24 protein-coding genes and 1 tRNA gene are annotated in these 24,710 nt (G+C 68.0%); 10 read left to right on the plus strand and 15 right to left on the minus strand.

Annotation, left to right across the window (positions count from 1 at the left end; genetic code table 11):
• Positions 1-8: 8 nt before the first annotated feature.
• From BKK81_RS17410 to BKK81_RS17440, 7 genes are all read right to left on the minus strand, one after another.
• Complete coding sequence (locus BKK81_RS17410) at positions 9-674, minus strand: LysE family translocator (protein ID WP_071015542.1); 666 nt, start codon at positions 672-674, stop codon at positions 9-11.
• 91 nt (positions 675-765) lie between these two features.
• Positions 766-1,119 carry a VOC family protein gene (locus BKK81_RS17415; RefSeq protein WP_071015544.1) on the minus strand — a complete coding sequence of 118 codons (354 nt, stop codon included), beginning with the start codon at positions 1,117-1,119 and terminating at the stop codon, positions 766-768.
• A 154-nt stretch (positions 1,120-1,273) separates the two neighbouring features.
• The gene (locus tag BKK81_RS17420; protein ID WP_083384149.1) at positions 1,274-2,104 is read right to left on the minus strand and encodes a helix-turn-helix domain-containing protein; all 831 of its coding nucleotides are present in this window, start codon (positions 2,102-2,104) and stop codon (positions 1,274-1,276) included.
• On the minus strand, positions 2,101-3,000 hold the full coding sequence (locus BKK81_RS17425; RefSeq protein ID WP_071015546.1) for a helix-turn-helix transcriptional regulator: 900 nt from the start codon (positions 2,998-3,000) through the stop codon (positions 2,101-2,103). The genes BKK81_RS17420 and BKK81_RS17425 overlap by 4 nt, the downstream gene beginning before the upstream one ends.
• On the minus strand, positions 2,997-3,881 hold the full coding sequence (locus BKK81_RS17430; RefSeq protein ID WP_071015548.1) for a 2OG-Fe(II) oxygenase: 885 nt from the start codon (positions 3,879-3,881) through the stop codon (positions 2,997-2,999). The genes BKK81_RS17425 and BKK81_RS17430 overlap by 4 nt, the downstream gene beginning before the upstream one ends.
• Positions 3,878-4,591 carry a lytic transglycosylase domain-containing protein gene (locus BKK81_RS17435; RefSeq protein WP_071016591.1) on the minus strand — a complete coding sequence of 238 codons (714 nt, stop codon included), beginning with the start codon at positions 4,589-4,591 and terminating at the stop codon, positions 3,878-3,880. The genes BKK81_RS17430 and BKK81_RS17435 overlap by 4 nt, the downstream gene beginning before the upstream one ends.
• Before the next feature lie 68 nt (positions 4,592-4,659).
• Entirely contained in the window at positions 4,660-6,381 is a 1,722-nt protein-coding gene (locus BKK81_RS17440) for a proline--tRNA ligase (RefSeq protein WP_071015550.1), read from the minus strand.
• Between the two features lie 176 nt (positions 6,382-6,557).
• Here BKK81_RS17440 and BKK81_RS17445 point away from each other — a divergent pair, with 176 nt between their 5' ends.
• Both BKK81_RS17445 and BKK81_RS17450 read left to right on the plus strand, forming a co-directional pair.
• Positions 6,558-7,184 (plus strand): RNA pyrophosphohydrolase, encoded by a 627-nt coding sequence (locus BKK81_RS17445; RefSeq protein WP_071015552.1) that lies wholly within the window; start codon positions 6,558-6,560, stop codon positions 7,182-7,184.
• The gene (locus BKK81_RS17450) at positions 7,177-7,806 is read left to right on the plus strand and encodes a CNP1-like family protein (protein ID WP_071015554.1); all 630 of its coding nucleotides are present in this window, start codon (positions 7,177-7,179) and stop codon (positions 7,804-7,806) included. The genes BKK81_RS17445 and BKK81_RS17450 overlap by 8 nt, the downstream gene beginning before the upstream one ends.
• 103 nt (positions 7,807-7,909) lie before the next feature.
• On the opposite strand, the gene proB is transcribed toward BKK81_RS17450, so the two are convergent.
• The 4 genes from proB to rplU form a co-directional block, all read right to left on the minus strand.
• Positions 7,910-9,028, minus strand: coding sequence for a glutamate 5-kinase (gene proB / locus BKK81_RS17455; RefSeq protein WP_071015556.1), 1,119 nt, complete (start codon positions 9,026-9,028; stop codon positions 7,910-7,912).
• A gap of 120 nt (positions 9,029-9,148) precedes the next feature.
• Positions 9,149-10,249, minus strand: coding sequence for a GTPase ObgE (gene obgE / locus BKK81_RS17460; protein ID WP_071015558.1), 1,101 nt, complete (start codon positions 10,247-10,249; stop codon positions 9,149-9,151).
• Positions 10,250-10,391: 142 nt separating this feature from the next.
• Positions 10,392-10,652 carry a 50S ribosomal protein L27 gene (gene rpmA, locus BKK81_RS17465; protein ID WP_071015560.1) on the minus strand — a complete coding sequence of 87 codons (261 nt, stop codon included), beginning with the start codon at positions 10,650-10,652 and terminating at the stop codon, positions 10,392-10,394.
• A gap of 60 nt (positions 10,653-10,712) precedes the next feature.
• Positions 10,713-11,024, minus strand: coding sequence for a 50S ribosomal protein L21 (gene rplU / locus BKK81_RS17470; RefSeq protein WP_006576525.1), 312 nt, complete (start codon positions 11,022-11,024; stop codon positions 10,713-10,715).
• A 644-nt stretch (positions 11,025-11,668) separates the two neighbouring features.
• On the opposite strand from rplU, the gene ispB reads away from it, so the two are divergent.
• The 8 genes from ispB to BKK81_RS17510 all read left to right on the plus strand — a co-directional run bounded on the left by ispB (position 11,669) and on the right by BKK81_RS17510 (position 18,828).
• Complete coding sequence (ispB, locus tag BKK81_RS17475; RefSeq protein ID WP_071015561.1) at positions 11,669-12,598, plus strand: octaprenyl diphosphate synthase; 930 nt, start codon at positions 11,669-11,671, stop codon at positions 12,596-12,598.
• A gap of 18 nt (positions 12,599-12,616) precedes the next feature.
• A tRNA-Pro gene (locus BKK81_RS17480) sits at positions 12,617-12,693 on the plus strand.
• Positions 12,694-12,971: 278 nt separating this feature from the next.
• Positions 12,972-14,708 (plus strand): type IV-A pilus assembly ATPase PilB, encoded by a 1,737-nt coding sequence (pilB, locus tag BKK81_RS17485; RefSeq protein WP_071015563.1) that lies wholly within the window; start codon positions 12,972-12,974, stop codon positions 14,706-14,708.
• Between the two features lie 28 nt (positions 14,709-14,736).
• Positions 14,737-16,002 (plus strand): type II secretion system F family protein, encoded by a 1,266-nt coding sequence (locus tag BKK81_RS17490; RefSeq protein ID WP_071015565.1) that lies wholly within the window; start codon positions 14,737-14,739, stop codon positions 16,000-16,002.
• Positions 16,003-16,005: 3 nt separating this feature from the next.
• On the plus strand, positions 16,006-16,899 hold the full coding sequence (locus tag BKK81_RS17495; protein ID WP_071015568.1) for a prepilin peptidase: 894 nt from the start codon (positions 16,006-16,008) through the stop codon (positions 16,897-16,899).
• Between the two features lie 54 nt (positions 16,900-16,953).
• Complete coding sequence (gene coaE / locus BKK81_RS17500; protein WP_071015570.1) at positions 16,954-17,586, plus strand: dephospho-CoA kinase; 633 nt, start codon at positions 16,954-16,956, stop codon at positions 17,584-17,586.
• Positions 17,587-17,793: 207 nt separating this feature from the next.
• Positions 17,794-18,552, plus strand: a complete 759-nt coding sequence (gene zapD / locus BKK81_RS17505; protein WP_071016592.1) for a cell division protein ZapD — start codon at positions 17,794-17,796, stop codon at positions 18,550-18,552.
• A gap of 84 nt (positions 18,553-18,636) precedes the next feature.
• The gene (locus tag BKK81_RS17510) at positions 18,637-18,828 is read left to right on the plus strand and encodes a DNA gyrase inhibitor YacG (RefSeq protein ID WP_071015571.1); all 192 of its coding nucleotides are present in this window, start codon (positions 18,637-18,639) and stop codon (positions 18,826-18,828) included.
• 40 nt (positions 18,829-18,868) lie between these two features.
• Here the strand turns inward: BKK81_RS17510 and BKK81_RS17515 are convergent, their stop codons facing one another.
• From BKK81_RS17515 to secA, 4 genes are all read right to left on the minus strand, one after another.
• Positions 18,869-19,297, minus strand: coding sequence for an NUDIX domain-containing protein (locus BKK81_RS17515; RefSeq protein ID WP_071015573.1), 429 nt, complete (start codon positions 19,295-19,297; stop codon positions 18,869-18,871).
• Positions 19,297-20,187 carry an ATP-binding protein gene (locus tag BKK81_RS17520; protein ID WP_071015574.1) on the minus strand — a complete coding sequence of 297 codons (891 nt, stop codon included), beginning with the start codon at positions 20,185-20,187 and terminating at the stop codon, positions 19,297-19,299. Before BKK81_RS17520 ends, BKK81_RS17515 begins: the two co-directional genes overlap by 1 nt.
• Before the next feature lie 36 nt (positions 20,188-20,223).
• Positions 20,224-21,450, minus strand: a complete 1,227-nt coding sequence (argJ, locus tag BKK81_RS17525) for a bifunctional glutamate N-acetyltransferase/amino-acid acetyltransferase ArgJ (protein ID WP_071015576.1) — start codon at positions 21,448-21,450, stop codon at positions 20,224-20,226.
• Positions 21,451-21,619: 169 nt separating this feature from the next.
• Positions 21,620-24,394 (minus strand): preprotein translocase subunit SecA, encoded by a 2,775-nt coding sequence (secA, locus tag BKK81_RS17530; protein ID WP_071015578.1) that lies wholly within the window; start codon positions 24,392-24,394, stop codon positions 21,620-21,622.
• Positions 24,395-24,710 lie beyond the last annotated feature (316 nt).

Genomic DNA, 24,710 nt, shown 5'->3' on the forward strand with positions numbered 1-24,710 from the left:
GGTTCGGCCTAGCTCCGCCAAGAGCGCACCGCCACGACGGTGGCCAGGCCCCACAAGGCCAATCCCGTGCAGCGGCCGACCGCAGTGGTCGAGCGGGCGAAACGCGAGGCCACGGCCGGGTGTCCGGCTCCGTACGCCACCAGCAGGTCCCAGCCGAACACGGCGCAGAACATCCAGGCCCCGTAGGCGGCCTGGATGGCCGGCGGCGTGTGCTGTGCGGCCAGCATGGCGAACAGGCTGGCATAGAACAGGGCGTTCTTGGGATTGAGCAGCGCCGACAGCAGGCCCGTGCCGAGCTGTGCAGCCCAGGCAACCGGGACCGTCGCCCCGCCCTGCCCCGGCTGCACCCCATCGGGCAGAGCGAAGCCGCCGCGCACGCGCAGGAAGCGCCAGCCCAGCCACACCAGGTAAGCGCAACCGGCCCATTGCAGGCCGTCCAGCCAAGCCTGGCTGGCCCGGCTGGCAGCCAGTCCGGCCAGCGCCAGCAGGATGAAGACCCCGTTGCCGAGGGCGATGCCCAGGCAGACCGCGGCCGTCCGGCGCGGGCCATGCAGCAGGCCGCTGCGCACCACCAGCAGGAAATCCGGGCCCGGGCTCAGCAGGGCCAGCAGGTGGGCGCCGGCCACCATGGCGAATTGCGGCGCGAGGCCGCCGGGCGCATTCAGCAGATCCATCTCCGTCCTCCATCGGAAGATGGCAGTGTCGGCCCGCCGCGCCGCGCCGTATTGAAGGAAATTGCGCGGCCGGGGACCGCGGGCGGAAGACTCAGGCGGCCGTCCAGACGGCCAGCTCGTAGCCGTCCGGGTCGGTGAAATGGAAGCGCCGGCCTCCCGGGAATTCGAATACCTCCTGGCTGATGCGCCCGCCGGCGGCCACGATGCGCTGCCGGGCATCAGCCAGGTCCTCGCTGTACAGGATGACCAGCGGCCCACCCGGCCGGACCGCCGCGCCGGTGGTGAAGCCACCGGTCAGCCGGCCATCGCTGAACTCGCAATAGGCCGGCCCATAGTCAGTGAAGGTCCAGCCGAACACCTCGCCGTAGAAACGCTTGCTGCGTGCGATGTCGCCCACGTTGAATTCGATGTTGTCGATCTGGCTGTCCTTGCCCCGGATTCCCATGGCTGCCTCCTGTGGAATGGAATGGATTGAATCAATCGGAAGTGCAGGCTACAGCATGAGGGCAGCGCGCGCCGCCGTCTTGAACGAAACGGCCAGCGGCGGGAACGGCACGTGCAGATCGCGCCGCCTCGCGGCTCCCCCCGCAGCGTTGCCGCTAGAGCGCCTGATCCGCCCGCAACTGCTGCCGCAGGCGCGCCGGCGTGATGCCGCAAAGCGCCTGAACCTCGCGGCCGAGGTGGGCCTGGTCGGCATAGCCCGCCTCGGCGGCGAGGACCGCCAGCGATGCCGCGCCCGGCAGCCCGCGCAGGCGGGCAAAGAAGCGCTGGAAGCGCAGGATACGTTCCAGCGTCTTGGTCCCGTAGCCGAAATGATCGTGGCATAGACGCCGCACGCTACGTTCGCTGAGATCCAGCCGCTTCCGTATCGCCAACGCGCGCGCGCCGTCCTCGACGGGCAGCCCGCACAGGCGGAACAGCTCGGCCGCGCGCGCCTCGGCCGGTGCCACGCGGCGGCTTGCCGCAAGCAGTTCCTGGTGGAAGGCGCGCGCCTGGCCAAGCGGATCCCTGGCTTCCTGCACGCGCGCCGCCATGTCCGCGGCGGCCCTCCCCCATAGATCCTCCAGGGCCACGGCGCGCCCGACCAGTTCCGACAGCGGCAGGCCGAGCCAGGCGCGCGCCGCGCCCGCACGAAAGCGGGCACCCAGCACGTGCGCGCCCGGCGCCAGGTCCGGGTGTGCAGCCGTCACATCCGGACCGACCACACGCAGCGCGCCATCGCGCCAGAGGACATCCACGCAGCCATCGGGCAGCACCGCCACCGCGCGGGCAGGCCCGGGCGGCAGCGTGCTGCTCCAGAGGCAGGAAAAATGCCCGCGCAGCGCCAGGTCCGGCGGCGCCTCGCGATAGCATCCGGTCACGCCGGCGATGCCCGGCTCGGCACCTGGCGTGGCTGGCTCGCCCCGGCGCGGCGGCAGCGCCACGGTCATGGCCGCATGTCGCGCGCGGCGGGCGCGGCGGGCGCGGCGGGCGCGGCGTCTGCCGCAGCGCCACGCCCGCCGCGCTGGTAGGCCAGCGGTGTCATCGCCACGCGCTGCTTGAAGGCTCGCTGGAAGTGGCTCTGGTCGGCGAATCCCAGTTGCAGCGCGACGTCGGCCAGGACACCGCCCGCGCGCAGCAGCCGGCGTGCCTGGTTGATGCGCTGGTCGAGCTGGTAGGCGTGCGGCGTCAGGCCGGTCCCGGCGCGGAAGGCGCGGATCAGGTGATATCGGCTCATGCCGGCTTCGCGCGCCAGTTCGGCCAGCGGCAGGCGCTCGGCGTGGCGCGCCTGCAGCAGCGCTTTCAGGTGCGCCAGCCGCGCGGCCGGCAGCATGGGGGCGGTCGGCGCCGGCTGGCGTGTCAAGGCGCCGCGGCCGGCAAGCAGGTCGCCGACCACGCCCACCAGGGCCGCCTCCTTGGTCTCGGCATCGGCCGGGGAGAACAGGATCCCGCCCAAGATGCGCAGCGCCCGGTAGCTGGCCGCCTCGCGCCGCACGTCGACTTCGTCCAGAGCGTCGATCGCGCCGCCGTGGGCGGCAATCTCCGCCAGCACGCCCCGCACCCAGCACGGTTCAAGGTGCAGCATCTGGTAGCTCCAGCGGCCATCCGGCAAAGGATTGCAGGCATGCACGCGCTCGGCGGGCACGACCACCACCGTACCGGGCGCCAGGTGCTCGACACCGCCGGTCCAGCGGAAAACACTGCCGCCGCCGTCAACCGCGCCGATCGACAGGGTCGGATGCGTATGCGGCAGGTAGGCGGCGCCGCCGTCGCCGGCGCACCGGTACTCGGCGAACGGGAGCGCGGCATCGAACCAGAGGCGCGCGGCCGGCCTGGCCGGACTCAAGGCAGGTTCCGGTACGGACGCTCGCGCAGCCATTTGGTTGCGATCCATTTCTCACCCGCTGTCACCGGCAGGCCCGCGTGCAGTGTCCGCTCGTCGAGACGTCCGTCCGGCAAGCGGTAGGCGAAGTAGACCGCATTGCCCTGCACCGGCGCCACCTCCAGGCCCAGGCGCGGAAAGGCCGTGGCGCCGCCGGCCGGCGGGCTGTTCAGGTAGATCACCAGGGTGGCGATGCGCTGGCCGCCGACGCGCAGCTGGCGCGCCTCGCCCGGCCGCTCCGGATGGAAATAGTCGTAGTGCGGCTGGTACTGGCCGCCGGGCTTGTAGTTGAGGATCTGCAGGCCTTCGCCATGCTCGGCCGGCACGCCCGTGAGCGCGGCGATACGCGCTTCGATGCGGGCGATCAGGGGGTGCTCGCCCACCTGGAACATGGCGCCCAAGCTGGTGCGCGCATCGATCAGGTTTTCGTCGCCGGTGTCGGGATTGACCACCGGCGAGCGCGCCAGCCGCCCGCGCGCCAGCGCCACCAGGGCGTCGCACTCGGCGGCATCCAGCAAACCCTGGTAGAGCGAAACGCGCGGCGCCTGCAGCGAGAACAGCAGCCGCGTGTCGTGGGCGCCATGCCGGTGCACGTTCTGCATGGCATCGCCCGCAGCCCCGGCCGCCGGCGCGGATGCGGCGGCGTCGCGCGCAGGTGCCACGGCGAGGGCCGCCAGCACGGTGGTGCGGGCGAAGCCGGCCTCGTAGCCGGACAGGCACATCGAGCGCACCAGGGCTTCGACACCGAAGCCGAGTGCAATGTGGCGCACCAGCCAGCGCTCCAGCTCCGGCGACGAGACCGTGTGGCCGGTGGCGCCGGCCGCATTGCCGGGCTGCGCGCTCATGACGGATTGGCGAGGCGCCGCGCAGAGAAGGGGTTGCCGGCGGGGCGCTCGGCCAGGCCGCCCGGCGCGGCGCGCGGCGCGGCAGGCGCCGGATCGCCGGCCACGGTGACCGAGACTTCGGAATACTGCCAGCGCTTCCACGCGGCCAGCACGGCATTCGGGTATTCAGGACGGCCGCGGCTGCCGTTGTAGCGGCCCAGGGCGAGGAACAGGTCGCCCTGCTCGCGGTCGAGGTAGTAACGCAGGATGGTGCAGCCGTAGCGCAGGTTGCTCTGCAGGTGGAACAGTTTGCGGGAATCGCTGTCGCCGATGCTGCGCGTCCAGAACGGCATCACCTGCATCAGGCCGCGCGCGCCGGCGGCACTGATGGCGTACTTGCGGAAATTGCTCTCGACCTGCATCAGGCCGAGCACCAGCGCCGGCTCCAGTCCCGCACGCTTGGCTTCGTAGTAAGCGGTCTCGATCAGCTCGACGCGCGTCTGCGATTCGGGGATGCGGCTCTCCAGCCGGCGCGACATCTCGTCCAGCCATTTCAGGTAGGCCAGCCGCTCCCCGCCGCTGGCGAAGACGGGCCGCACCGGGCGGCCGTCGGCGATGGCGGCGGCCAGCGCGCCGCGCACCGAGTCGGCGAGATCTTCTTCCTTCTGTGCGCCGGCGTGGGCGGCGGCTGCCGCCACCACCAGGAACAGGGCGCCGCCCGCGCGCGCCAGCCGCCCGGCGCCGAGCCGGGTAGCGGACAGGCTGGAAGCTGGGCGTGGCGCGCGCACCGTCAGCCGCGTCAGCCGGCGAGCAGGCCGCGTACGTGGCCGACCACGTCGGCCACCGCCACCGCGGTCGCCTGCGCGTCGCGCCGGCCCTGGTACTCGACCTTGCCCTCCTTCAGGCCGCGATCGCCCACCACCACGCGGTGCGGCACGCCGATCAGCTCCCAGTCGGCGAACATCACGCCGGGACGCTCGCCGCGGTCATCCAGGATCACGTCGACGCCGGCCGCGAGCAGCTCGGCATGGATGCGGTCGGCCTCGGCCTTGACCGCCTCGTTGCGGTCGTAGCCGACCGGGCACACCACCACCTCGAAGGGCGCGATGGCGGCCGGCCAGATGATGCCGCGCTCGTCGAAATTCTGCTCGATGGCGGCACCGAGGATACGCGTGACGCCGATGCCGTAGCAGCCCATCTGCATCGGCTGGGTCTTGCCGTTCTCGTCGAGGAAGTTGGCGTTCATGTCGACCGAGTAGCGCGTGCCGAGCATGAACACGTGGCCCACCTCGATGCCGCGGCAGATGGACAGGCGGCCCTTGCCGTCGGGCGAGGCGTCGCCCTCGACCACGTTGCGCAGGTCGGCCACCTGCGGCTCGGGCAGGTCGCGGCCCCAGTTGACGCCGGTGTAGTGGTAGTCGCGCTCGTTGGCGCCGCAGCAGAAATCGCTCATATTGGCGACGGTGCGGTCCACCACCAGCTTGACCGGCTTCCTGGTGCCCACCGGGCCCAGGTAGCCCGGCGGCGAACCGAAGGCGTCAACGATCTCGTTCTCGGTGGCGAAGCGGAAGTCGGCCAGGCCGGGCACCTTCGATGCCTTGATCTCGTTCAGCTCATGATCGCCGCGGATCAGCAGCAGCCAGACCTGCGTGCCGGCCTCGCCGTCGGTGGCCAGCACGATCGACTTGACGGTACGCTCCAGCGGGATGCCGAGGAACTCGGCCACGTGCTCGCACTTGGCCTTCTCCGGCGTCGACGCCTTCACCAGCGGCTCGGCGGCGGCAGCGCGGCTGGCCAGCAGCGGCAGCGCCTCGGCCGCCTCCATGTTGGCGGCGTAGTCGGAGTCCGGGCAGTAGACGATGGCGTCCTCGCCGGTGTCGGCGATCACGTGGAACTCATGCGAGCCCGAACCGCCGATGGCGCCGTTGTCGGCCGCCACCGCGCGGAATTCCAGGCCGAAGCGCTGGAAGATGCGCACGTAGGCGTCATACATCTTCTGGTACGAAGCCTTCATGCCGTCCAGGTCGCGGTCGAAGGAATAGGCGTCCTTCATGGTGAACTCGCGGCCGCGCATGATGCCGAAGCGCGGCCGGCGCTCGTCGCGGAACTTGGTCTGGATCTGGTAGAAGTTGATCGGCAGCTGCTTGTAGCTGCGGATCTCGCTGCGCGCGATGTCGGTCACGACCTCCTCCGAGGTCGGCTGCACGGCGAAATCGCGCTCGTGGCGATCCTTCAGGCGCAGCAGCTCCGGGCCCATCTTGTCCCAGCGGCCGGTCTCCTGCCACAGCTCGGCCGGCTGGATCACGGGCATCGACAACTCGACCGCGCCGGCCCGGTTCATCTCCTCGCGCACGATGTTCTCCACCTTGCGGATCACGCGCAGGCCGATCGGCATGTAGTTGTAGATGCCCGCGCCCAGCTTCTTGATCATGCCGGCGCGCATCATCAGCTTGTGCGAGACGATTTCCGCGTCGGAAGGGGCTTCCTTGAGGGTGGAAATGAAGAATTGCGAGGCTTTCATCCGTAGCTTTCTCTTAGGGTCCGGCCCCCCCGGCCGATTCCGGAGTGCCACCGCACCAAATCCTGTACGCACGCGCCTGAAACGACGCTTCCGCTGGGGAAAACCAGCACCTGCCCACTCAGGCCGTACCGCGCGCTTTATAATCGACGTAATTCTAAAGGATTCGAGGTGCAGTCATGCTCGATCGTGAAGGCTTTCGCCCGAACGTCGGCATTATCCTCATCAACGCACGGAACGAGGTGTTCTGGGGCAAACGTATCGGCGAACATTCGTGGCAGTTTCCTCAAGGCGGCATCAAATACGGCGAGACGCCGGAACAGGCGATGTACCGCGAACTGCATGAAGAGGTCGGACTGCTGCCCGAACATGTCCGAATCGTGGGTCGTACCCGCGACTGGCTGCGTTATGAGGTGCCGGACAAGTTCATCCGCCGCGAAATCCGCGGCCACTACCGGGGCCAGAAGCAGATCTGGTTCCTGCTGCGCATGGCCGCGCGGGATTGCGATATCCGCCTGCGCGCCACCGACCACCCCGAGTTCGACGCCTGGCGCTGGAGCCAGTACTGGGTGCCGCTCGAAGCGGTGATCGAGTTCAAGCGCGAGGTCTACCAGATGGCGCTGACGGAGCTGTCGCGCTTCCTGCAGCGTGGCCGCATGGCCGGCCCCTACGGTGGACACGGCCATCACCTCGGCCACCACGGCGGCCGCCACGGACAGGCGCGCCAGGAAAACGCGGGCCGCGGCAATCCGGGCCCGATCCAGCCGGCGCTGCCGGCAAACCCTGAACGGAGTACCGATGACTGAATTCGCCGGGCGCGGCCTTCGCCCGCGCCTGCGTGCCGCCTGCCTGCTGGCGGCCGCCGCCGCCTGCCTCGGACTGGCCGCGTGCAGCAGCACGCCCAGCAAGCCGCAGACCGCCAACGCTGAAGAGGAAGAGCTCCCCAACAAGAAAGGCGACCTGATCGACGACCTGTTCGGCGGCAAGCCGTTCAAGGAGGTCGAGGTCTCCCTGCCCGCGCTGCCCAGCGACGCCGACCTGATCCCCTTCGAATTCGGCCCGACCAACACCACGCTGAAGTTCGCGGTCGACGCCAAGTCGGTATTGGTCGGAGAAGACGGCGCCGTGCGCTACACCGTGGTGATCACCAGCGCCAGCGGCGTGCGCAATACCAGCTTCGAGGCGCTGCGCTGCGATACCTTCGAGCGCAAGCTGTACGCGACGCTGCCGCCCGGCGCCAAGGGCTGGGTGCGTAACCGCAGCGACGGCCGCGAGGGATGGATCCGCCTCAGCCAGAGCAGCCGCAACAACTACGCCGACGCACTGGGCCGCGACTACCTGTGCGACGGCCGCTCGGCCTACGGCAGCGCCAAGGACATCGTCAAGCGCCTGCGCAGCGACCAGCCGGCGCAGAACGGCTTCCGCTAGCGGCCCCTCGGCGGCCCCGCAGGGGCTGCCGATGAATCTGCGATCCAGGACACCAGGCGCGTCGCCGCGCCCGCGAGGCTGAGCCGCCCAGCCGGCGGCAGCCTTACATCAGGACCAGATTGTCCCGGTGGATGAGTTCGGGCTCGTTGACGTGCCCGAGCACGGCCTCGATCTCCGCGGAGGGCTTGCGCGCGATCAGGCGCGCCTCGGCGCTGGAGTAGTTGCTCATGCCGCGCGCCACCTCGCGCCCCGCCTGGTCGACACAGGCAACCACTTCGCCGCGCACGAACTCGCCCTGCACCTCGACCACGCCGATGGGCAGCAGCGAGGTGCCGCTGGCGGTCAGCTTGGCCACCGCGCCCGCGTCAATGACCAGGCGCCCGCGCAGCTGCAGGTGATCCGTCATCCATTGCTTGCGCGCGGTCAGCCGGCCGGTCGGCGCCAGCAGCTGGGTGCCGATGGCCTCGCCGGCCGCCAGCCGCTCCAGCACGCGGGGCTCCCGCCCCGAAGCGATCACGGTATGGGCGCCCGACTTGGCCGCGCGCTTGGCCGCCAGGATCTTGGTCAGCATGCCGCCGCGACCGATGGCCGTGCCGGCGCCGCCGGCCATGGCCTCCAGCTCGAGCGTACCGGCCAGCGCCTCGTGCACGAACTCGGCCGCCGGGTCCTTGCGCGGATCGGCCGTGTAGAGGCCACGCTGGTCGGTCAGGATCACCAGCGCGTCGCCTTCGATCAGGTTGGTCACCAGCGCGCCCAGCGTGTCGTTGTCGCCGAACTTGATCTCATCGGTGACGACGGTATCGTTCTCGTTGATGATCGGCACCACGCCGAGGCCGAGCAGGGTCACCAGCGTCGAGCGCGCATTCAGGTAGCGCTCGCGGTCGGCAAGGTCGGCGTGCGTCAGCAGTACCTGCGCGGTGCGGATGCCATGCAGCCCGAACTGGCTTTCGTAGACCTGCGCCAGGCCCATCTGGCCGACTGCGGCGGCCGCCTGCAACTCGTGGATCTCACTCGGACGCTTGCTCCAGCCCAGCCGCTGCATGCCTTCCGCGATGGCGCCAGAGCTGACCAGCACCACTTCCTTGCCACTGGCACGCAGGCTGGCGATCTGCGCCGCCCAACGGGCGATGGCGTCGTGGTCCAGGCCCTTGCCATCATTGGTCACCAGGCTGGATCCGACCTTGGCGACGATGCGCTTTGCCTGCGCGATGACCGATTGCATGGTGAGCTTCCTGTCTCGAGGAGTGGGGGACGCTGCCGCCGGGCAGGCGCCGGGGCGCCGCCCGTATTCCCCCGGAATGGTTATGTTGGTGGTGTCGTCGCCTGCGCCGCGCGGCCCGGCTCAGACCGGCCCGCCGCCGTCCCGCTCGACGTTGTGCAGGCGATCGTCGAGGCGGACGTCCGGCTCGGCCAGCGCGGCAGCTTCCTCGGCCTTGATCGCGGCCAGGTGGTCCTTGATCGCGTAGATCAGCTCACGGCAGCCTTCGCCGGTCAGCGCGGAGATGCGGAACACCGGCCCCTTCCACTTGTAGCGCTTGATGAAGTCCTTGGCGCGGGCCTCGCGCTCGTCTTCCGGCACCATGTCGAGCTTGTTCAGCACCAGCCAGCGCGGCTTCTCGTACAGCGTCGCATCGTACTTCTTCAGCTCGTTGACGATCGCGCGCGCCTCGGCGACCGGGTCGACCGCGTCGTCGAAGGGGGCCAGGTCGACGATATGCAGCAGCAGTCCGGTGCGCTGCAGGTGGCGCAGGAACTGGTGACCCAGGCCGGCGCCTTCGGCGGCCCCCTCGATCAGGCCGGGAATGTCGGCCACCACGAAGGACTGCTCATGGTCGACGCGCACCACGCCCAGGTTGGGGTGCAGCGTGGTGAAGGGATAGTCGGCGATCTTCGGGCGCGCGTTCGAGACGTGCGAGATGAAGGTCGACTTGCCGGCATTGGGCATGCCGAGCAGGCCGACGTCGGCCAGCACCTTCAGCTCCAGCTTGAGCATGCGGCGTTCGCCCGGCTTGCCGTCCACCTGCTGGCGCGGCGCGCGGTTGGTGCTGGACTTGAAGTGCAGGTTGCCCCAGCCGCCCATGCCGCCCTCGGCCAGGCAGACCTTCTGGCCATGCTCGGTCAGGTCCGCGACCAGTTCGCCGCTGTCGAGGTCGGTGATCAGGGTGCCCACCGGCATGCGCAGCGTGACGTCCTCGCCGGCCGCGCCATAGCAGTCCGAGCCGCGGCCGTTCTCGCCGTTGCGCGCCACGTGCTTCTTGGCGTAGCGGAAGTCGATCAGGGTATTGATGTTGCGGTCCGCCACGGCGAACACGCTGCCGCCGCGCCCGCCGTCACCGCCATCCGGACCGCCGAAGGGCACAAACTTCTCGCGCCGGAACGAGGCGCTGCCATTGCCGCCGTTGCCGGCGATGGCTTCGATGCGGGCTTCGTCGATGAACTTCATGATGGGTTTCCGTGGCTGGTGCGGGCCGCCCTGCCTTTCGGCACCAGGCGGCCACGGCGGATGGCGGACATCGGCAATATTGTCGCCAGAAAAGAAAAAGCCCCGCAAGCGTTGCGGGGCCTTCCTGCTGCAAAGGCGGAGATCAGGCTGCCGGAACGACGCTGACCTGCTGCTTCTTCGCAGCGCCCTTGACGGCGAACTGCACGTGGCCGTCAACCAGGGCGAAGAGGGTGTGGTCCTTGCCCACGCCGACGTTGTCGCCGGCATGCACGCGGGTACCGCGCTGGCGCACGATGATGCCGCCTGCATTGATGGCTTGGCCGCCAAACACCTTCACGCCGAGGCGCTTCGATTCGGAATCGCGGCCGTTCCGTGTAGAACCGCCGCCTTTTTTCTGTGCCATGACTTAACTCCTGTCGCTTTACCGGGTTACGTTCGAATTCGATGCAGACTGAGCCGATGCTCAGGCAACGATGGCTTCGATACGCAGTTCGGTGTAATTCTGACGATGGCCTTGACGCTTCTGGTAGTGCTTACGACGGCGCATCTTGAAGATCTTCACCTTGTCGTGACGACCTTGGGAGATAACGGTAGCTTTGACGGAAGCCCCGCTCACCAGCGGCGTACCAAACTTGATCTGGTCGCCTGCGCCCACTGCGAGCACCTGGTCGAGCGTGATTTCAGCGCCAATGTCAGCCGGTATCTGTTCTACTTTCAGTTTTTCGCCAGCAGCAACCTTGTATTGCTTGCCGCCGGTTTTTACGACCGCGTACATTGTCGAACCTCTCGATGTGTATAAAACGCCGAATGCCAGACCGGTGCCACTGCACCATGCCACTGTCATCGACAGGTCGAGGTGCCGGCCGGCTGGCCCGGTTATCTCCCGCCGGTGCACGATCGGCGCATGACCTGCGCACGAACCAGCCGCATCCTGGCGCGAGGCCAGGCTCCGCGCCGGACAGGACACGCTGCTCCGCCGTGACGGAGGTGGCGCGGCCGGCGCAGCTCGCGAAAGCTACCGGAGAGAACTGCGCATTCTATACGAGAATGAAGAAAAGCGCAAAGAAAACAGGTACATAGCCCGGCAGCGACGATCCACGCACATGGCGTCGCCGGCGAGGCTGTGCCGCTCAGGCCAGATCGGCCAGCAGGAAGCCGGCCAGCGCGGCGAAGGCGCACCACCAGGCGGCGCGGCGGGTGCGGCGGGTCGTGTCGCGGGACTTGTCCATGCGCCGATTATAGCCACGCCCGCCGACGCCCCTCGCACCCGCGCCGCCAGCGCCGCACAGCAACCGGGACACCCGCCTGGAGACGGACATACATACACGCCCATCGCATATAATCGTCCGGTTTTGCGCAACGGTGATCATCTTGTCCCAGTCTTCCGCCACTGCCCTGCTTGCCCCGGTCGCTGCCGACATGCGCGCCGTCGACGCAGTCATCCGCCGGCGCCTCGCCTCGGAAGTGCCCCTGATCGAACAGATCGGCGAATACATCATCGGCGCGGGCGGCAAGCGCCTGCGCCCGGTGATCCTGCTGCTGGTCGCGCGGGCCCTGGGCTACGATGGCCACCGCCACCATGACCTCGCCGCCGTGGTGGAGTTCATCCACACCGCCACCCTGCTGCACGACGACGTGGTCGACGAGTCGGAGCTGCGCCGCGGCCGCGAGACCGCCAACGCGGCCTTCGGCAATGCCGCTAGCGTGCTGGTAGGAGACTTCCTCTATTCGCGCGCCTTCCAGATGATGGTGGAGGCCGGCAGCATGCGCATCATGGAGATCCTCTCCAACGCCACCAACGTGATCGCCGAAGGTGAAGTGCTGCAACTGCTGAACATGCACGACCCGGACGTCACCGTCGAGCGCTACCTGAAGGTGATCCGCTACAAGACCGCCAAGCTGTTCGAAGCTTCGGCGCAGATCGGCGCGGTCCTGTCCGGCGCCGACGCGGCGCTGGAAGAGGCCGCCGCCGAATACGGCCGGCGCATCGGCACCGCCTTCCAGCTGATCGACGACATGCTCGACTACACGGCCAGCGCCGAGCAGATGGGCAAGAATGCCGGCGACGACCTGCGCGAAGGCAAGCCGACGCTGCCGCTGCTGCACCTGATCGAGCACGGCACGCCCGAGCAGCGCGCGCTCGCGCGCGAAGCTATCGTGCAGGGCGGCACCGAACACTTCGATGCCGTGTTCTCCGCCATCCACGACAGCGGCGCGCTGGAGGTCACCTTCCAGGCCGCGCAGCGCGAGGCCGCAGCGGCGGAAAAAGCGGCAATGCAATTTCCCCCTTCCCAACTGAAGGAAACGCTGATAGACTTATGTTCTTTCTCGCTGCAACGACAGTCGTAGCGCAGAAAAACAAGAAAACGGGGTGTAGCTTAGCCTGGTAGAGCGCTACGTTCGGGACGTAGAGGCCGGAGGTTCGAATCCTCTCACCCCGACCAGTTTCTGGTCATCGAGACCGCAAAAAGGCCGCACGACAGTGCGGCCTTTTTGTTTTCTGCGTCCGGCATTGCCATCCGTGTCCTGCGCGGCAGGCACGCCCCGCTACAGTCAATGCGGCACGGGATGCCCCCCCCACCCAAGCGGGGTTGCGCTGCTGTCGCGCAAATGCCGACGAGGACCGGCGGCTGCCTTTACAAAAAGTGACCCCGGCTGCAAACTGCCGCGGTCCAGGGCCCGCTCCCTGCCTCGCAGCCCTCGCGGGCCGTCCTGCCTCGCCATGACACTAGGTCTCGCTCTCGCGCAAAGCCGCCGCATCGCTCCGGCCCTTCTCGCCCAGCTCGAACAGGCCGCGCGGGAAAAGAAGTCGCAACTGATCGACGAGATCGTCGGCAGCGGCACCATGAGCGCGCGCGACCTCGCCACCTTCGCCGCCGACAAGTACCAGCTCCCGCTGCTCGACCTCAGCCAGTTCAACTTCGCCACGGTGCCGCCGGCCCTGGTCGGCAACCGCGAGTTCCACGCCCACCGGCTGCTGCCGCTGGGCCGGCGCGACAACCGGCTGGTCGTGGCAACCTCCGATCCGTCCAACCAGGCCGGCCTCGATGCCATCCGCCAGAAACTGAACCTGCCGGTCGACGCGGTCGTGGTCGAGCACGACAAGCTGCTGAAGCACGTGCGCTCGGCCGGCGAGGAAAGCAGTACGCTGCGCGCCGCCGGCCCGGTGGCGGCCGAGCACAAGCTGATCGAGTACGACCCGGTCGCCTCGGCGGGAGCCCAGCGCAACAAGGCGCCCAACGACATCGACGACGCACCGGTCGTGCGCTTCCTGCACAAGCTGTTGACCGAGGCCTTCCACCGGGGTGCATCCGACCTGCACTTCGAGCCGTTCGAGACCTTCTACCGCGTGCGCTTCCGCGTCGACGGCGTGCTGCTGGAGGTGGCCCGCCCCCCGCTGGACATCCGCGACAAGATCGCCACCCGCATCAAGGTGCTGTCGCGCCTGGACATCTCCGAGAAACGCGTGCCGCAGGACGGCCGCATGAAGCTGCTGATCGCGCTGCCGAAGGAAAAGGACAAGGACGGCAAGGACAGCAAGGAGACGGTCGAGAAGGCCATCGATTTCCGTGTGTCGACGCTGCCGACACTGTTCGGCGAGAAGATCGTCATGCGGATCCTCGACTCCTCGACCGACAAGCTCGACATCGACCGGCTCGGCTACGAGCCCGCGCAGAAGGCGCTGCTGCTCGAGACCATCAAGCGCCCCTACGGCATGATCCTGGTCACCGGCCCGACCGGCAGCGGCAAGACGGTCTCGCTCTATACCTTCCTCAACCTGCTCAACCAGGGCGACATCAATATCTCGACGGCCGAGGATCCCGCCGAAATCCAGCTGCCCGGCATCAACCAGGTCAACGTCAACGAGAAGGCCGGCCTGACCTTCGCCGCCGCGCTGCGCTCCTTCCTGCGCCAGGACCCGGACGTCATCATGGTGGGCGAGATCCGCGACCTGGAGACCGCGGACATCGCCATCAAGGCCGCCCAGACCGGCCATCTGGTGCTGTCCACGCTGCATACCAACGATGCGCCGACCACGCTGACGCGGCTGATGAACATGGGCGTGGCGCCGTTCAACATCGCCTCCAGCGTGCTGCTGATCACCGCCCAGCGGCTGGCGCGCCGGCTCTGCAACTGCAAGCGGCCGGGCGCCCTGGCGCGCGACGTGCTGCTTGACGCCGGCTTCCAAGAGAGCGAACTCGACGGCAGCTGGCAGCCTTACCACCCGGCCGGCTGCGAGCGCTGCAGCGGCAGCGGCTACAAGGGGCGTTGCGGCATCTACCAGGTGATGCCCATCTCCGAGGCGATGCAGCAGATCATCCTGTCTCACGGTACGGCGCTGCAGATCGCCGAGCAGGCGCGCCGCGACGGCGTGCTATCGTTGCGGGAAGCCGGCCTGCTGAAGGTGAAGCAAGGCGTCACCTCGCTGGAAGAAGTGCTGGCGACGACCAATATGTAAAACAAAAGCAATCAGTCGGGGGTCAATCATGGCAACGCGTGCACCAGCCGCGGCGGCCCGCACGGCAGCGCCGTCGCGGAGCAAGCCGGGGCGCAAGGCGGCGACGCAGTACATCTTCGAGTGGGAAGGCAAGGACCGCAAGGGCAAGACCTTCACCGGGGAACAGCGCGCGGAGGACCAGGCCGAAGTCAATGCCATGCTGCGCAAGCAGGGCCTGACGGTGGTCAAGATGAAGCGCCGCCGCGCGGCGCGCGGTCGCAAGATCACCGAGAAGGACATCGCCTACTTCACGCGCCAGCTGTCCACCATGCTCAAGGCAGGCGTGCCGCTGCTGCAGTCGATCGACATCATCGCGCGCGGCCATGCCAACCCGAACTTCACCCAGCTGCTGGCGCAGATCCGCTTCGACATCGAGGCCGGCAGCAGCATGGCGCAGGCCTTCCGGCGCCATCCGCGCTACTTCGACACGCTCTACTGCAACCTGATCGACGCCGGCGAACAGGGCGGCATCCTGGATGCGCTGCTCGAACGACTGTCGATGTACATGGAGAAGACGATCGCGCTGAAAAGCCAGATCAAGTCGGCCATGATCTACCCGATCGCGGTGCTGACCGTGGCCTTCGCCGTCACCGTGATCCTGATGCTGTTCGTGATCCCTGCCTTCAAGGGCGTGTTCGCCAGCTTCGGCGCCAACCTGCCGGCGCCGACGCTGTTCGTGATCGCCATCTCCGACTTCTTCGTGGCCTACTGGTACATCGTCATCGGCGTGCCGGTGGCGGCCATCGCACTGTACCTGCGCGCCTTGCGCAAGTCGGAGAAGGTGCAGCGCGCCACCGACCGCGCGCTGCTGAAGATGCCCATCTTCGGCAGCCTGTTCCGCAAGGCGGTGATCGCGCGCTGGACGCGCACCCTGGCCACCATGTTCGCCGCGGGCACGCCGCTGGTGGAGTCGATGGAGTCGGTGGCGGGCGCGGCCGGCAACTGGGTCTACCACGACGCCACGCGCGAGGTCGAACAGGCGGTGCGCATCGGCACCAGCCTGACCAACGCCATGCAGGCCACCCACGTGTTCGACAATATGGTGCTGCAGATGACGCAGATCGGCGAGGAATCGGGCGCGCTGGACAATATGCTGCTGAAGGTGGCCGAATTCTACGAGCGCGAGGTCGACGACGCGGTCGCGGCCATCTCCAGCCTGATCGAGCCGCTGATCATCGTGATCCTCGGGGTACTGATCGGCGGCATGGTGATTGCCATGTACCTGCCGATCTTCAAGCTGGGACAGGTGGTCTGAAGCATGGTGTCCGCATTCTCGCCGCAAGGCGCCTTCACCATCGCCACGCTGGCCGCCCTGCCCGGCTGGTTCCTGATGCTGGCGGCCGGCCTGCTGGGCCTGGCGGTCGGCAGCTTCCTCAACGTGGTGATCCACCGCCTGCCGCGCATGATGGAGCACGACGAGGCGAACTACATCGCCGAGCTGCGCGGCGAGCCGCTGCCCCATCCGTCGCGCTACAACCTGGCGGTGCCGGGATCGGCATGCCCGCACTGCGGGCACACGCTGGCGCCATGGGAGAACATCCCCGTGCTCAGCTACCTGCTGCTGCGGGGGCGCTGTTCGGCCTGCCACGCACCGATCGGGGCGCGCTATCCGCTGGTGGAACTCGCCAGCGGGGTGCTGAGCGTGCTGGCCGCCTGGCACTTCGGGCCGACCTGGCAGGGCCTGGCGGCGCTGGTCCTGGTGTGGACGCTGCTGGCGCTGACCATGATCGACGCCGATACCCAGCTGCTGCCCGACCAGCTGACCCAGCCGCTGCTGTGGCTCGGCCTGCTGCTCAACCTGGCGGGCGTGTTCGCCTCGCTGGCCGACGCCGTGATCGGCGCGGCAGCCGGCTACCTGCTGCTGTGGAGCGTCTACTGGCTCTTCAAGCTGGTGCGCGGCAAGGAGGGCATGGGCTACGGCGACTTCAAGCTGATGGCGGCGCTCGGTGCCTGGTTCGGCTGGCAGGCGCTGCCCGCGCTGGTGCTGCTGTCCTCCGTGGTCGGCCTGCTGTTCGGCCTCGTCCGCATCGCACTGCGCCGGCAGCATCGCGACACGCCCTTCCCCTTCGGTCCGTTCATCGCCGGAGCGGGCCTGCTGGTACTGTTCCTGGGGGCCGGCGCGCTGCCGCTCGCGCTGGGCGTGCCGGGCTAGACTCACTGCCACGGGCCCCTTGCTCGGCATACACAGTACACACCGCACATCACCATGCTAGAAATCGGACTGACCGGAGGCATCGGCTCTGGCAAGACCCGCGTGGCCGACCTGTTCGCCGCGCGCGGCGCTGCGATCATCGATACCGACCTGCTCGCCCACGAGATCACGGCGCCGCATGGGCTGGCCATCCCCGCCCTGGTCGAGGCCTTCGGGCCGCAGTGCCTGCGCCCGGACGGCGCCATGGACCGCGACGCGATGCGCGCGCTGGTCTTTGCCGACCCGGCGGCGAAAGCGCGCCTGGAAGCCATCACCCACCCGCTGATCCGCCAGCTCACCGAGAGCCGCGCCGCTGCCGTGCGCGCCGGCGGCCGCCATCCCTACCTGATCTATGTGGTGCCGCTGCTGGTCGAGTCGGGAAGCTGGCGCCAGCGGGTCGGGCGCGTCCTGGTGGTCGATTGCAGCGAAGCGACCCAGGTGGCTCGGGTGATGTCCCGCAACGGCTTCACCCGGCCCCAGGTGGAAGCCATCATGGCGCGGCAGGCCACGCGTGCGCAGCGCCTGGCGCAGGCGGACGACGTGATCGACAACGAGGGCCGGCCCGAGGCGCTTGCGCCGCAAGTCGAGCGGCTGGACCGGCTGTACCGCTCGCAAGCGGCGGCGGCACCGCTCCATACGGCCGACTGAAACAGTCGTCCCCCCTGGGGCAGCCTGCATTGTCGCGCAGCGCGGACTCGCATAGAATGCGCTGATCATGGCAGGCAAGGGCCGGCCAGCCGCCGGTACCTGTACCGGATAGACCGGCGCCGGGAATGTTCCCCGCGCCGAATGGTTTTCCACGCGGGCGCCGCGCCGCAAACGGCACGCCAGCCCGCGCGCTGCACGGACATTCCCTTGATTCTGTACGAATATCCTTTCAACGAACGCATCAGGACACTTCTGCGCCTGGAAGACCTGTTCGATCGCCTGGATTTCTTCCTCGCCCAGGATCATGCGCTGCAGCACCACGTCGCCCTGACCACGGTATTCGAAATCATCGACGTAGCCGGCAGGGCCGACCTGAAGACCGACCTGATCAAGGAACTCGAGCGCCAGCGCCAGGCGCTGTCGTCGCTGCGCAGCAATCCGCAGATCGACCAGAAGGCGCTCGACGCAGTGATCGGCGAGATCGAGCAGGCCATGGCGCTGCTGAACCAGACCGTGGGCAAGGCCGGCCAGTTGCTGGTCGACAATGAGTGGCTGACCAGTATCCGCAGCCGCGCCATCATCCCCGGCGGCACCTGCGAGTTCGACCTGCCCGCCTACTATGCCTGGCAGCAACGCCCGGCCGAAGACCGGCGCATCGATGTGGCCAAGTGGGCACGCCCGCTGATGCCGTTGCGGCAGGGCACGACCACTGTGCTGCGCCTGCTGCGCGAATCCAGCCAGAGCGGCAAGGTGATCGCCACCGGCGGGAGCTACCAGCAGATGCTGTCCGGACGCAGCTACCAGCTGATGCAGGTGCTGCTGGATGAATCGCTGCTCGCCTTCATTCCCGAAATGAGCGCCAACAAGTACATGCTGTGGGTGCGCTTCACGCAACAGGACGGGGACCTGAGGCCCAAGTCGGTCGACGCGGACATCCCCTTCCTGCTCAAGCTCTGCAATTTCTGACCACGGCGTCATGCGCCGCCCTGCCCTGCAGGGAGCGGCCGCGACGCACCATCCTGTCGTACACGACTCACAAGACACACCACCATGCCGACCATCGTCAAATGCCCCACTTGCGGCAAGGATGTGGCCTGGGTGCCGGAAAGCCGCTTCCGCCCGTTCTGCTCCGAACGCTGCAAGCAGATCGACCTGGGCGCCTGGGCTGCGGAGAAATATGTGATCGGGGGTAAGCCCGAGGAAACGCCGTCGCCGGACCTGCCGGACGACCAGGACCGCTAGGCACCGCAGTGGCCGCCTGGGGCGTGAATCGGCGCCCTGCTCAGCCGGCCTCGGCGGCCAGCCAGTCCACCACCGGGATGGTCGCCGGCAGCAGCGGGCCGACCGACACCGGCGCCTGCTGCCAGGCGAAGGCCTGGCCCTCGCGGCCGTGGGGCTCGCCGCGCCAGCCGACCACCTTGCAGAAATGCAGCCGCACATAGGCGTGCGGATAGTCGTGCTCGAGTACCTTCCAGCGCTCGCAGCGGGTCACGTCGAGGCCGAGTTCCTCGTGCAGTTCGCGGGCCAGCGCCGCCTCGACCGATTCGCCAGGCTCCAGCTTGCCGCCCGGAAACTCCCAGTAGCCCTCGTAGGGCTTGCCGGCAGGGCGTTGCGCCAGCAGGAAGCTGCCGTCGGGGCGCATCAGCACCCCGACCGCCACTTCGGTCACCTTGCGCACGCCGTCCGGCGCGATGTCCGTCCCAGCACCCATCACTGCGCCTCGTCGACGGCACGGCGGCCGTGCTTGCCGCCCCAGTCGCGCGCGAACTGCCAGGCCACGCGGCCCGAACGCGAGCCGCGTTCCAGTGCCCACACCAGCGCATCGCCGCGCGCCGCGGCGATATCTTCGTCGCTGCAGCCGAAGTGCTTGAGCCAGTGGCCGACGATGGCCAGGTACTCGTCCTGCTTGGGCGGGTAGAACGACAGCCACAGGCCGAAACGCTCGGACAGCGAAATCTTCTCTTCGACCACCTCGCCCGGATGGATCTCGCCATCCGCGGTATGCCGGTAGCTTTCGTTGTCCTTCATGTACTCCGGCAGCAGGTGGCGCCGGTTCGAGGTGGCGTAGATCAGCACATTGTCCGACTGCGCGGCCACCGAGCCATCCAGCGCCGACTTCAGCGACTTGTAGCCCGACTCGCCTTCCTCGAAAGAGAGATCGTCGCAGAAGATGACGAAGCGCTCGGGACGCTGCGACAGCAGTTCGACGATGTCGCCGAGGTCACCGAGATCGTCCTTGTCCACCTCGACCAGGCGCAGGCCGTCGGCCACGAAGGCGTTCAGGCAAGCCTTGATCAGCGAGGACTTGCCGGTACCGCGCGCGCCGGTCAGCAGTACGTTGTTGGCCGGCAGGCGACCCACGAACTGGCGCGTATTGGCGACGATCGCGTCCTTCTGGCGCTCGATGTTCTTCAGGTCGTCCAGGTGGATCGGCGGCAGCTGGCGGATAGCCTGCAGATAGCCGATCTTGCCGAACAGGCTCTCCCTTTTGCGCCAACGGAACGCTACCGCCTCTTTCCAGTCCGCCTCGCCTAGCTGCGGCGGCAGCCATTGTTCGAGTCGGGACAGGAAGTGATCGAGGCGTGTGGCGAGGTCTGACATGGCAGCGTGGATTCCGTTGGCAGTGGAGGGCGGGGCTCAGGAACGGTAGTCGGCGTTGATCGAAACGTAGTCGTGCGACAGGTCGCAGGTCCAGACAGTCGCGCTGGCATCGCCGCGGCCGAGCGCGATGCGCACGGTGATCTCCGCCTGCTTCATCACGCGCTGGCCGTCTTCTTCGCGGTATTCCGGATGACGGCCGCCATCGCGGGCGACCCAGACGTCGTCCAGCCACAGGTTGACGCGATCGACGTCCAGGTCGTCCACGCCAGCGTAGCCGACTGCGGCCAGGATGCGGCCCAGGTTGGGATCGGAGGCATAGAAGGCCGTCTTCACCAGCGGCGAGTGCGCCACTGCATAGGCGATCTGGCGGCATTCGGCGACGTTCGCACCGCCTTCGACGCGGATCGTCATCAATTTGGTGGCGCCTTCGCCGTCGCGCACGATCATCTGCGCCAGTTCCTGCGCCAGCGAGGTGACCGCTTCGCGGAGCGCCTCGAAGGCCGCGCCGTCGGCGCGCTCCACGGCGACGCCGGCCTTGCCGGTGGCAACCAGCACGAAGGAGTCGTTGGTCGAGGTGTCGCCGTCGATGGTGATGCTGTTGAATGAATGGTCAGCCGCATACGACACCAGGGCCTGCAGCACCGGCTGCGCGACGGCGGCGTCCATGGCGATGAAGCCCAGCATGGTGGCCATGTTCGGGCGGATCATGCCGGCGCCCTTGCTGATGCCGGACAGCGTGACCGTCTTGCCGTCGATCTGCACCGTGCGCGAAGCCGCCTTGGGCTGGGTGTCGGTGGTCATGATCGATTCGGCCGCGGCCAGCCAGTTGTCGGCGCGCGCGTTGGCGATGGCGGCCGGCAGCCCCGCGACCAGGCGGTCGACCGGCAGCGGCTCGAGGATCACCCCGGTCGAGAAGGGCAGCACCTGTTCCGGCGCGATGCCCAGTGCCTTGGCCAGCGCTTCGCAGGTGGCGCGGGCATTGGCCAGGCCGGGCTCGCCGGTACCGGCGTTGGCATTGCCGGTATTGACCACGATCGCACGGATGCCCTTGCCGGCGGCAAGGTGCTCACGGCAGACCTGCACCGGTGCCGCGCAGAAGCGGTTGCGGGTGAACACGCCGGCCGCGGTGCTGCCCTCGGCCACGCGCGCGACCAGCACGTCCTTGCGGTTGGCCTTGCGGATGCCCGCCTCGGCCCAGCCCAGCTCGAAGCCGGCTACGGGTTTCAGGTCTTCCGCGCGGGGCAGCGGCAGGTTGACGGCCATGATGTTTCCTCTGTGTGCTGTGATGCTCGATGTGTCGAATGCGGCGGCACGCGCCCGCGCCCCGCCCTCCTGCTGCCGGGCCGCGGCCGCATCGGCGCGGCAGCGATACGGCCCGCCTGACGAATATGCCCGCTTGCGCGGGCATATCGGTCCTGCCGTGCGCCTGGCTTCAGCTCAGCTTGCCATGGCACTGCTTGTACTTCTTGCCCGAGCCGCAGGGGCAGGGATCGTTGCGGCCCACCTTCGGCTGGCCGGCGGCCGCTGCCGCGGCCCCGGCGGCAATCGCCGAGCGCGCCGGCTGTCCGTCCTCGAGCGGCTCGCCGCCTTCGCCCAGCTCTTCGTGCTTGAACTGCAGGTTCTCCAGGTGGGACAGGCCCTCCTCGATCTGCTCCGATGCCTGTTCCAGCTCTTCGGGCGACTGGATCTGCACGTTGAAGATCACGCGCGTGACCTCGTTCTTGATCACGTCCAGCAGGCGGCCGAACAGTTCGAACGATTCGCGCTTGTATTCCTGCTTGGGATCCTTCTGTGCGTAGCCGCGCAGGTGGATGCCCTGGCGCAGATGATCCAGCGCCGCCAGGTGCTCGCGCCAGTGCGTGTCGATGCTCTGCAGCATGACCGAGCGCTCGAAGCCGGCGAAGGCCTCGCGGCCGACCTGCGCGACCTTGCCGTCGTAGCGCTCGTTGGCGGCGCCCATCACCATGGTCAGCAGCTGCTCGTCCTCGATGCTCTGCGCGGCTTCGATGGTCTTCGCCAGCGGCAGCTCCAGCCCCCAGTCATCGCGCAGCCGCGTCTCGAGGCCGCTGATGTCCCATTGTTCTTCCATGGTGTCGGCCGGCACGTGCTCGTGGAACAGCTCCTCCAGCACGCTCTCGCGCAGGTTCCGCACCATCTCGCCGACATCCTGCGCCTCGAGCACCTCGTTGCGCAGCTTGTAGATTTCCTTGCGCTGGTCGTTGGCGACGTCATCGTACTGCAGCAGCTGCTTGCGGATGTCGAAGTTGCGGCCTTCCACCTTGCGCTGCGCCGATTCGATCGAACGGGTCACGATGCCGGCCTCGATCGGTTCGCCTTCGGGCATCTTCAGTCGTTCCATGATCGCGCGCACGCGATCACCGGCGAAGATGCGCAGCAGCTGGTCATCCAGCGACAGGTAGAAGCGCGAGGAGCCCGGATCGCCCTGGCGGCCGGCACGGCCGCGCAGCTGGTTGTCGATACGGCGCGACTCGTGGCGCTCGGTGCCGACGATGTGCAGGCCGCCGGAAGCCTTGACCTGCTCGTGCAGCGACTTCCACTCGTCCTTCAGCTTGGCGATGCGCGCCGCCTTTTCGTCGTCCGACAGACCGGCGTCCGCCTCGATGAAGCCGGACTGCTTCTCCACATTGCCGCCCAGCACGATGTCGGTACCGCGGCCGGCCATGTTGGTGGCGATGGTGATCATCTTGGGCCGGCCCGCCTGTGCGACGATCTCAGCCTCGCGCGCGTGCTGCTTGGCGTTGAGCACCTGGTGCGGCAGCTTTTCCTTGTTCAGCAGGTCCGACAGGTACTCCGAGGTCTCGATCGAGGTGGTACCCACCAGCACCGGCTGGCCACGCTCGTAGCAGTCGCGGATGTCGCGCACCACCGCGTCGTAGCGCTCCTTGGAGGTCTTGTAGATCTGGTCCTGCAGATCCTTGCGCTGGGCAGGGCGGTTGGTCGGGATCACCACCACTTCCAGGCCGTAGATCTCCTGGAATTCGTAGGCTTCCGTGTCGGCCGTGCCGGTCATGCCGGCCAGCTTCTCATACATGCGGAAGTAGTTCTGGAAGGTGATGGTGGCCAGCGTCTGGTTTTCCTGCTGGATGGTCACGCCTTCCTTGGCCTCGACCGCCTGGTGCAGGCCATCGGACCAACGGCGGCCGGTCATCAGGCGGCCGGTGAATTCGTCGACGATGATGACCTCGTCGTTCTGCACCACGTAGTGCTGGTCGCGGTGGAACAGGCTGTAGGCGCGCAGCGCGGCGTACAGGTGGTGCATCAGCGTGATGTTCTGCGGCGCGTAGAGCGACTCGCCCTCGCCGATCAGGCCCATCTCGGACATGATGCGCTCGGCCTTCTCGTGCCCGGACTCGGTCAGGTAGACCTGGTGGCCCTTCTCGTCGACATAGTAGTCGCCCGGCTTCTCCACCCCGGTGCCGTCGGCCTTCTCCTCGCCGATCTGGCGTTCCAGCAGCTTGGGAATGCCGTTCATGCGCTGGTACAGGTCGGTATGGTTCTCCGCCTGGCCCGAGATGATCAGCGGCGTGCGCGCCTCGTCGATCAGGATCGAGTCCACTTCGTCGACGATGGCGTAGTGCAGCGGGCGCTGCACGCGCTGCGACGGGTCGTAGACCATGTTGTCGCGCAGGTAGTCGAAGCCGAACTCGTTGTTGGTGCCGTAAGTGATGTCGGCGTTGTAGGCCGACTGCTTCTGGTCGTGCGGCATCTGCGACAGGTTCACGCCCACCGACAGACCGAGGAAGTTATACAGGCGCCCCATCCACTCCGCGTCGCGCTGGGCCAGGTAATCGTTGACCGTGACCACGTGCACGCCCTTGCCGGTGATGGCGTTCAGGTAGACCGCCAGCGTGGCGGTCAGGGTCTTGCCCTCGCCGGTGCGCATTTCGGCGATCTTGTTGTCGTTGAGCACCATGCCGCCGATCAGCTGCATGTCGAAGTGACGCATCTTCATCACGCGCTTGCTGGCCTCGCGGCACACCGCGAAGGCTTCGGGCAGCAACGCCTGCAGCGACTCGCCGGCGGCGTGGCGCTGGCGGAAAGTCTCCGTCATGCCCCGCAGCGCCTCGTCCGACAGCTTCTCGAACTGGGGCTCCAGCGCATTGATCTGCGCGACGGTCCGGCGATATTGTTTGATCAGCCGCTCGTTGCGGCTGCCGAAGACTTTCTTCAGGAGGCCCGTGATCATCGATTGCTTTCACCTGCGCGGAACCGGCCTGGCCGCCGGCACGACGGCTGGACCGGGGGGTTGGCCGCGCGAGGATATGGAGAGTTGGCGCAAAACGCCGAGTTTATCATGCGCGCGTGGCAATTCCTGGGCAGCCGGCGGCCCGCGCGCCCAGGCCGCCACAGGTGCGCCGCCGGGGGCCGCGGCCCTTGCCGGGACGGCCCCGCGGCGCCTGCCGCTGCGGTGTCCCGATGCACAAATCCGTTGAGCAAATCCGCCGATAAGCCGCGCGATGCGTCGTCACGAATGTTCGCAAGGCCCTAGCCGGGTTGCGCTT

This window comes from Cupriavidus sp. USMAHM13, from assembly GCF_001854285.1.
In the GTDB taxonomy this organism is placed as follows: Bacteria; Pseudomonadota; Gammaproteobacteria; order Burkholderiales; family Burkholderiaceae; genus Cupriavidus; species Cupriavidus malaysiensis.

What these genes read in the sequence shown, in the direction of transcription:
- pilB (WP_071015563.1), top strand. Translation starts at nt 12,972, where the DNA reads ATGACACTAGGTCTCGCTCTCGCGCAAAGCCGCCGCATCGCTCCGGCC.
- BKK81_RS17410 (WP_071015542.1), bottom strand. Translation starts at nt 674, where the DNA reads ATGGATCTGCTGAATGCGCCCGGCGGCCTCGCGCCGCAATTCGCCATG.
- BKK81_RS17440 (WP_071015550.1), bottom strand. Translation starts at nt 6,381, where the DNA reads ATGAAAGCCTCGCAATTCTTCATTTCCACCCTCAAGGAAGCCCCTTCC.
- BKK81_RS17420 (WP_083384149.1), bottom strand. Translation starts at nt 2,104, where the DNA reads ATGACCGTGGCGCTGCCGCCGCGCCGGGGCGAGCCAGCCACGCCAGGT.
- rpmA (WP_071015560.1), bottom strand. Translation starts at nt 10,652, where the DNA reads ATGGCACAGAAAAAAGGCGGCGGTTCTACACGGAACGGCCGCGATTCC.
- BKK81_RS17495 (WP_071015568.1), top strand. Translation starts at nt 16,006, where the DNA reads ATGGTGTCCGCATTCTCGCCGCAAGGCGCCTTCACCATCGCCACGCTG.
- ispB (WP_071015561.1), top strand. Translation starts at nt 11,669, where the DNA reads ATGCGCGCCGTCGACGCAGTCATCCGCCGGCGCCTCGCCTCGGAAGTG.
- proB (WP_071015556.1), bottom strand. Translation starts at nt 9,028, where the DNA reads ATGCAATCGGTCATCGCGCAGGCAAAGCGCATCGTCGCCAAGGTCGGA.
- obgE (WP_071015558.1), bottom strand. Translation starts at nt 10,249, where the DNA reads ATGAAGTTCATCGACGAAGCCCGCATCGAAGCCATCGCCGGCAACGGC.
- coaE (WP_071015570.1), top strand. Translation starts at nt 16,954, where the DNA reads ATGCTAGAAATCGGACTGACCGGAGGCATCGGCTCTGGCAAGACCCGC.
- BKK81_RS17430 (WP_071015548.1), bottom strand. Translation starts at nt 3,881, where the DNA reads ATGAGCGCGCAGCCCGGCAATGCGGCCGGCGCCACCGGCCACACGGTC.
- BKK81_RS17450 (WP_071015554.1), top strand. Translation starts at nt 7,177, where the DNA reads ATGACTGAATTCGCCGGGCGCGGCCTTCGCCCGCGCCTGCGTGCCGCC.
- BKK81_RS17445 (WP_071015552.1), top strand. Translation starts at nt 6,558, where the DNA reads ATGCTCGATCGTGAAGGCTTTCGCCCGAACGTCGGCATTATCCTCATC.
- BKK81_RS17515 (WP_071015573.1), bottom strand. Translation starts at nt 19,297, where the DNA reads ATGGGTGCTGGGACGGACATCGCGCCGGACGGCGTGCGCAAGGTGACC.
- BKK81_RS17490 (WP_071015565.1), top strand. Translation starts at nt 14,737, where the DNA reads ATGGCAACGCGTGCACCAGCCGCGGCGGCCCGCACGGCAGCGCCGTCG.
- secA (WP_071015578.1), bottom strand. Translation starts at nt 24,394, where the DNA reads ATGATCACGGGCCTCCTGAAGAAAGTCTTCGGCAGCCGCAACGAGCGG.
- argJ (WP_071015576.1), bottom strand. Translation starts at nt 21,450, where the DNA reads ATGGCCGTCAACCTGCCGCTGCCCCGCGCGGAAGACCTGAAACCCGTA.
- rplU (WP_006576525.1), bottom strand. Translation starts at nt 11,024, where the DNA reads ATGTACGCGGTCGTAAAAACCGGCGGCAAGCAATACAAGGTTGCTGCT.
- BKK81_RS17510 (WP_071015571.1), top strand. Translation starts at nt 18,637, where the DNA reads ATGCCGACCATCGTCAAATGCCCCACTTGCGGCAAGGATGTGGCCTGG.
- BKK81_RS17415 (WP_071015544.1), bottom strand. Translation starts at nt 1,119, where the DNA reads ATGGGAATCCGGGGCAAGGACAGCCAGATCGACAACATCGAATTCAAC.
- BKK81_RS17520 (WP_071015574.1), bottom strand. Translation starts at nt 20,187, where the DNA reads ATGTCAGACCTCGCCACACGCCTCGATCACTTCCTGTCCCGACTCGAA.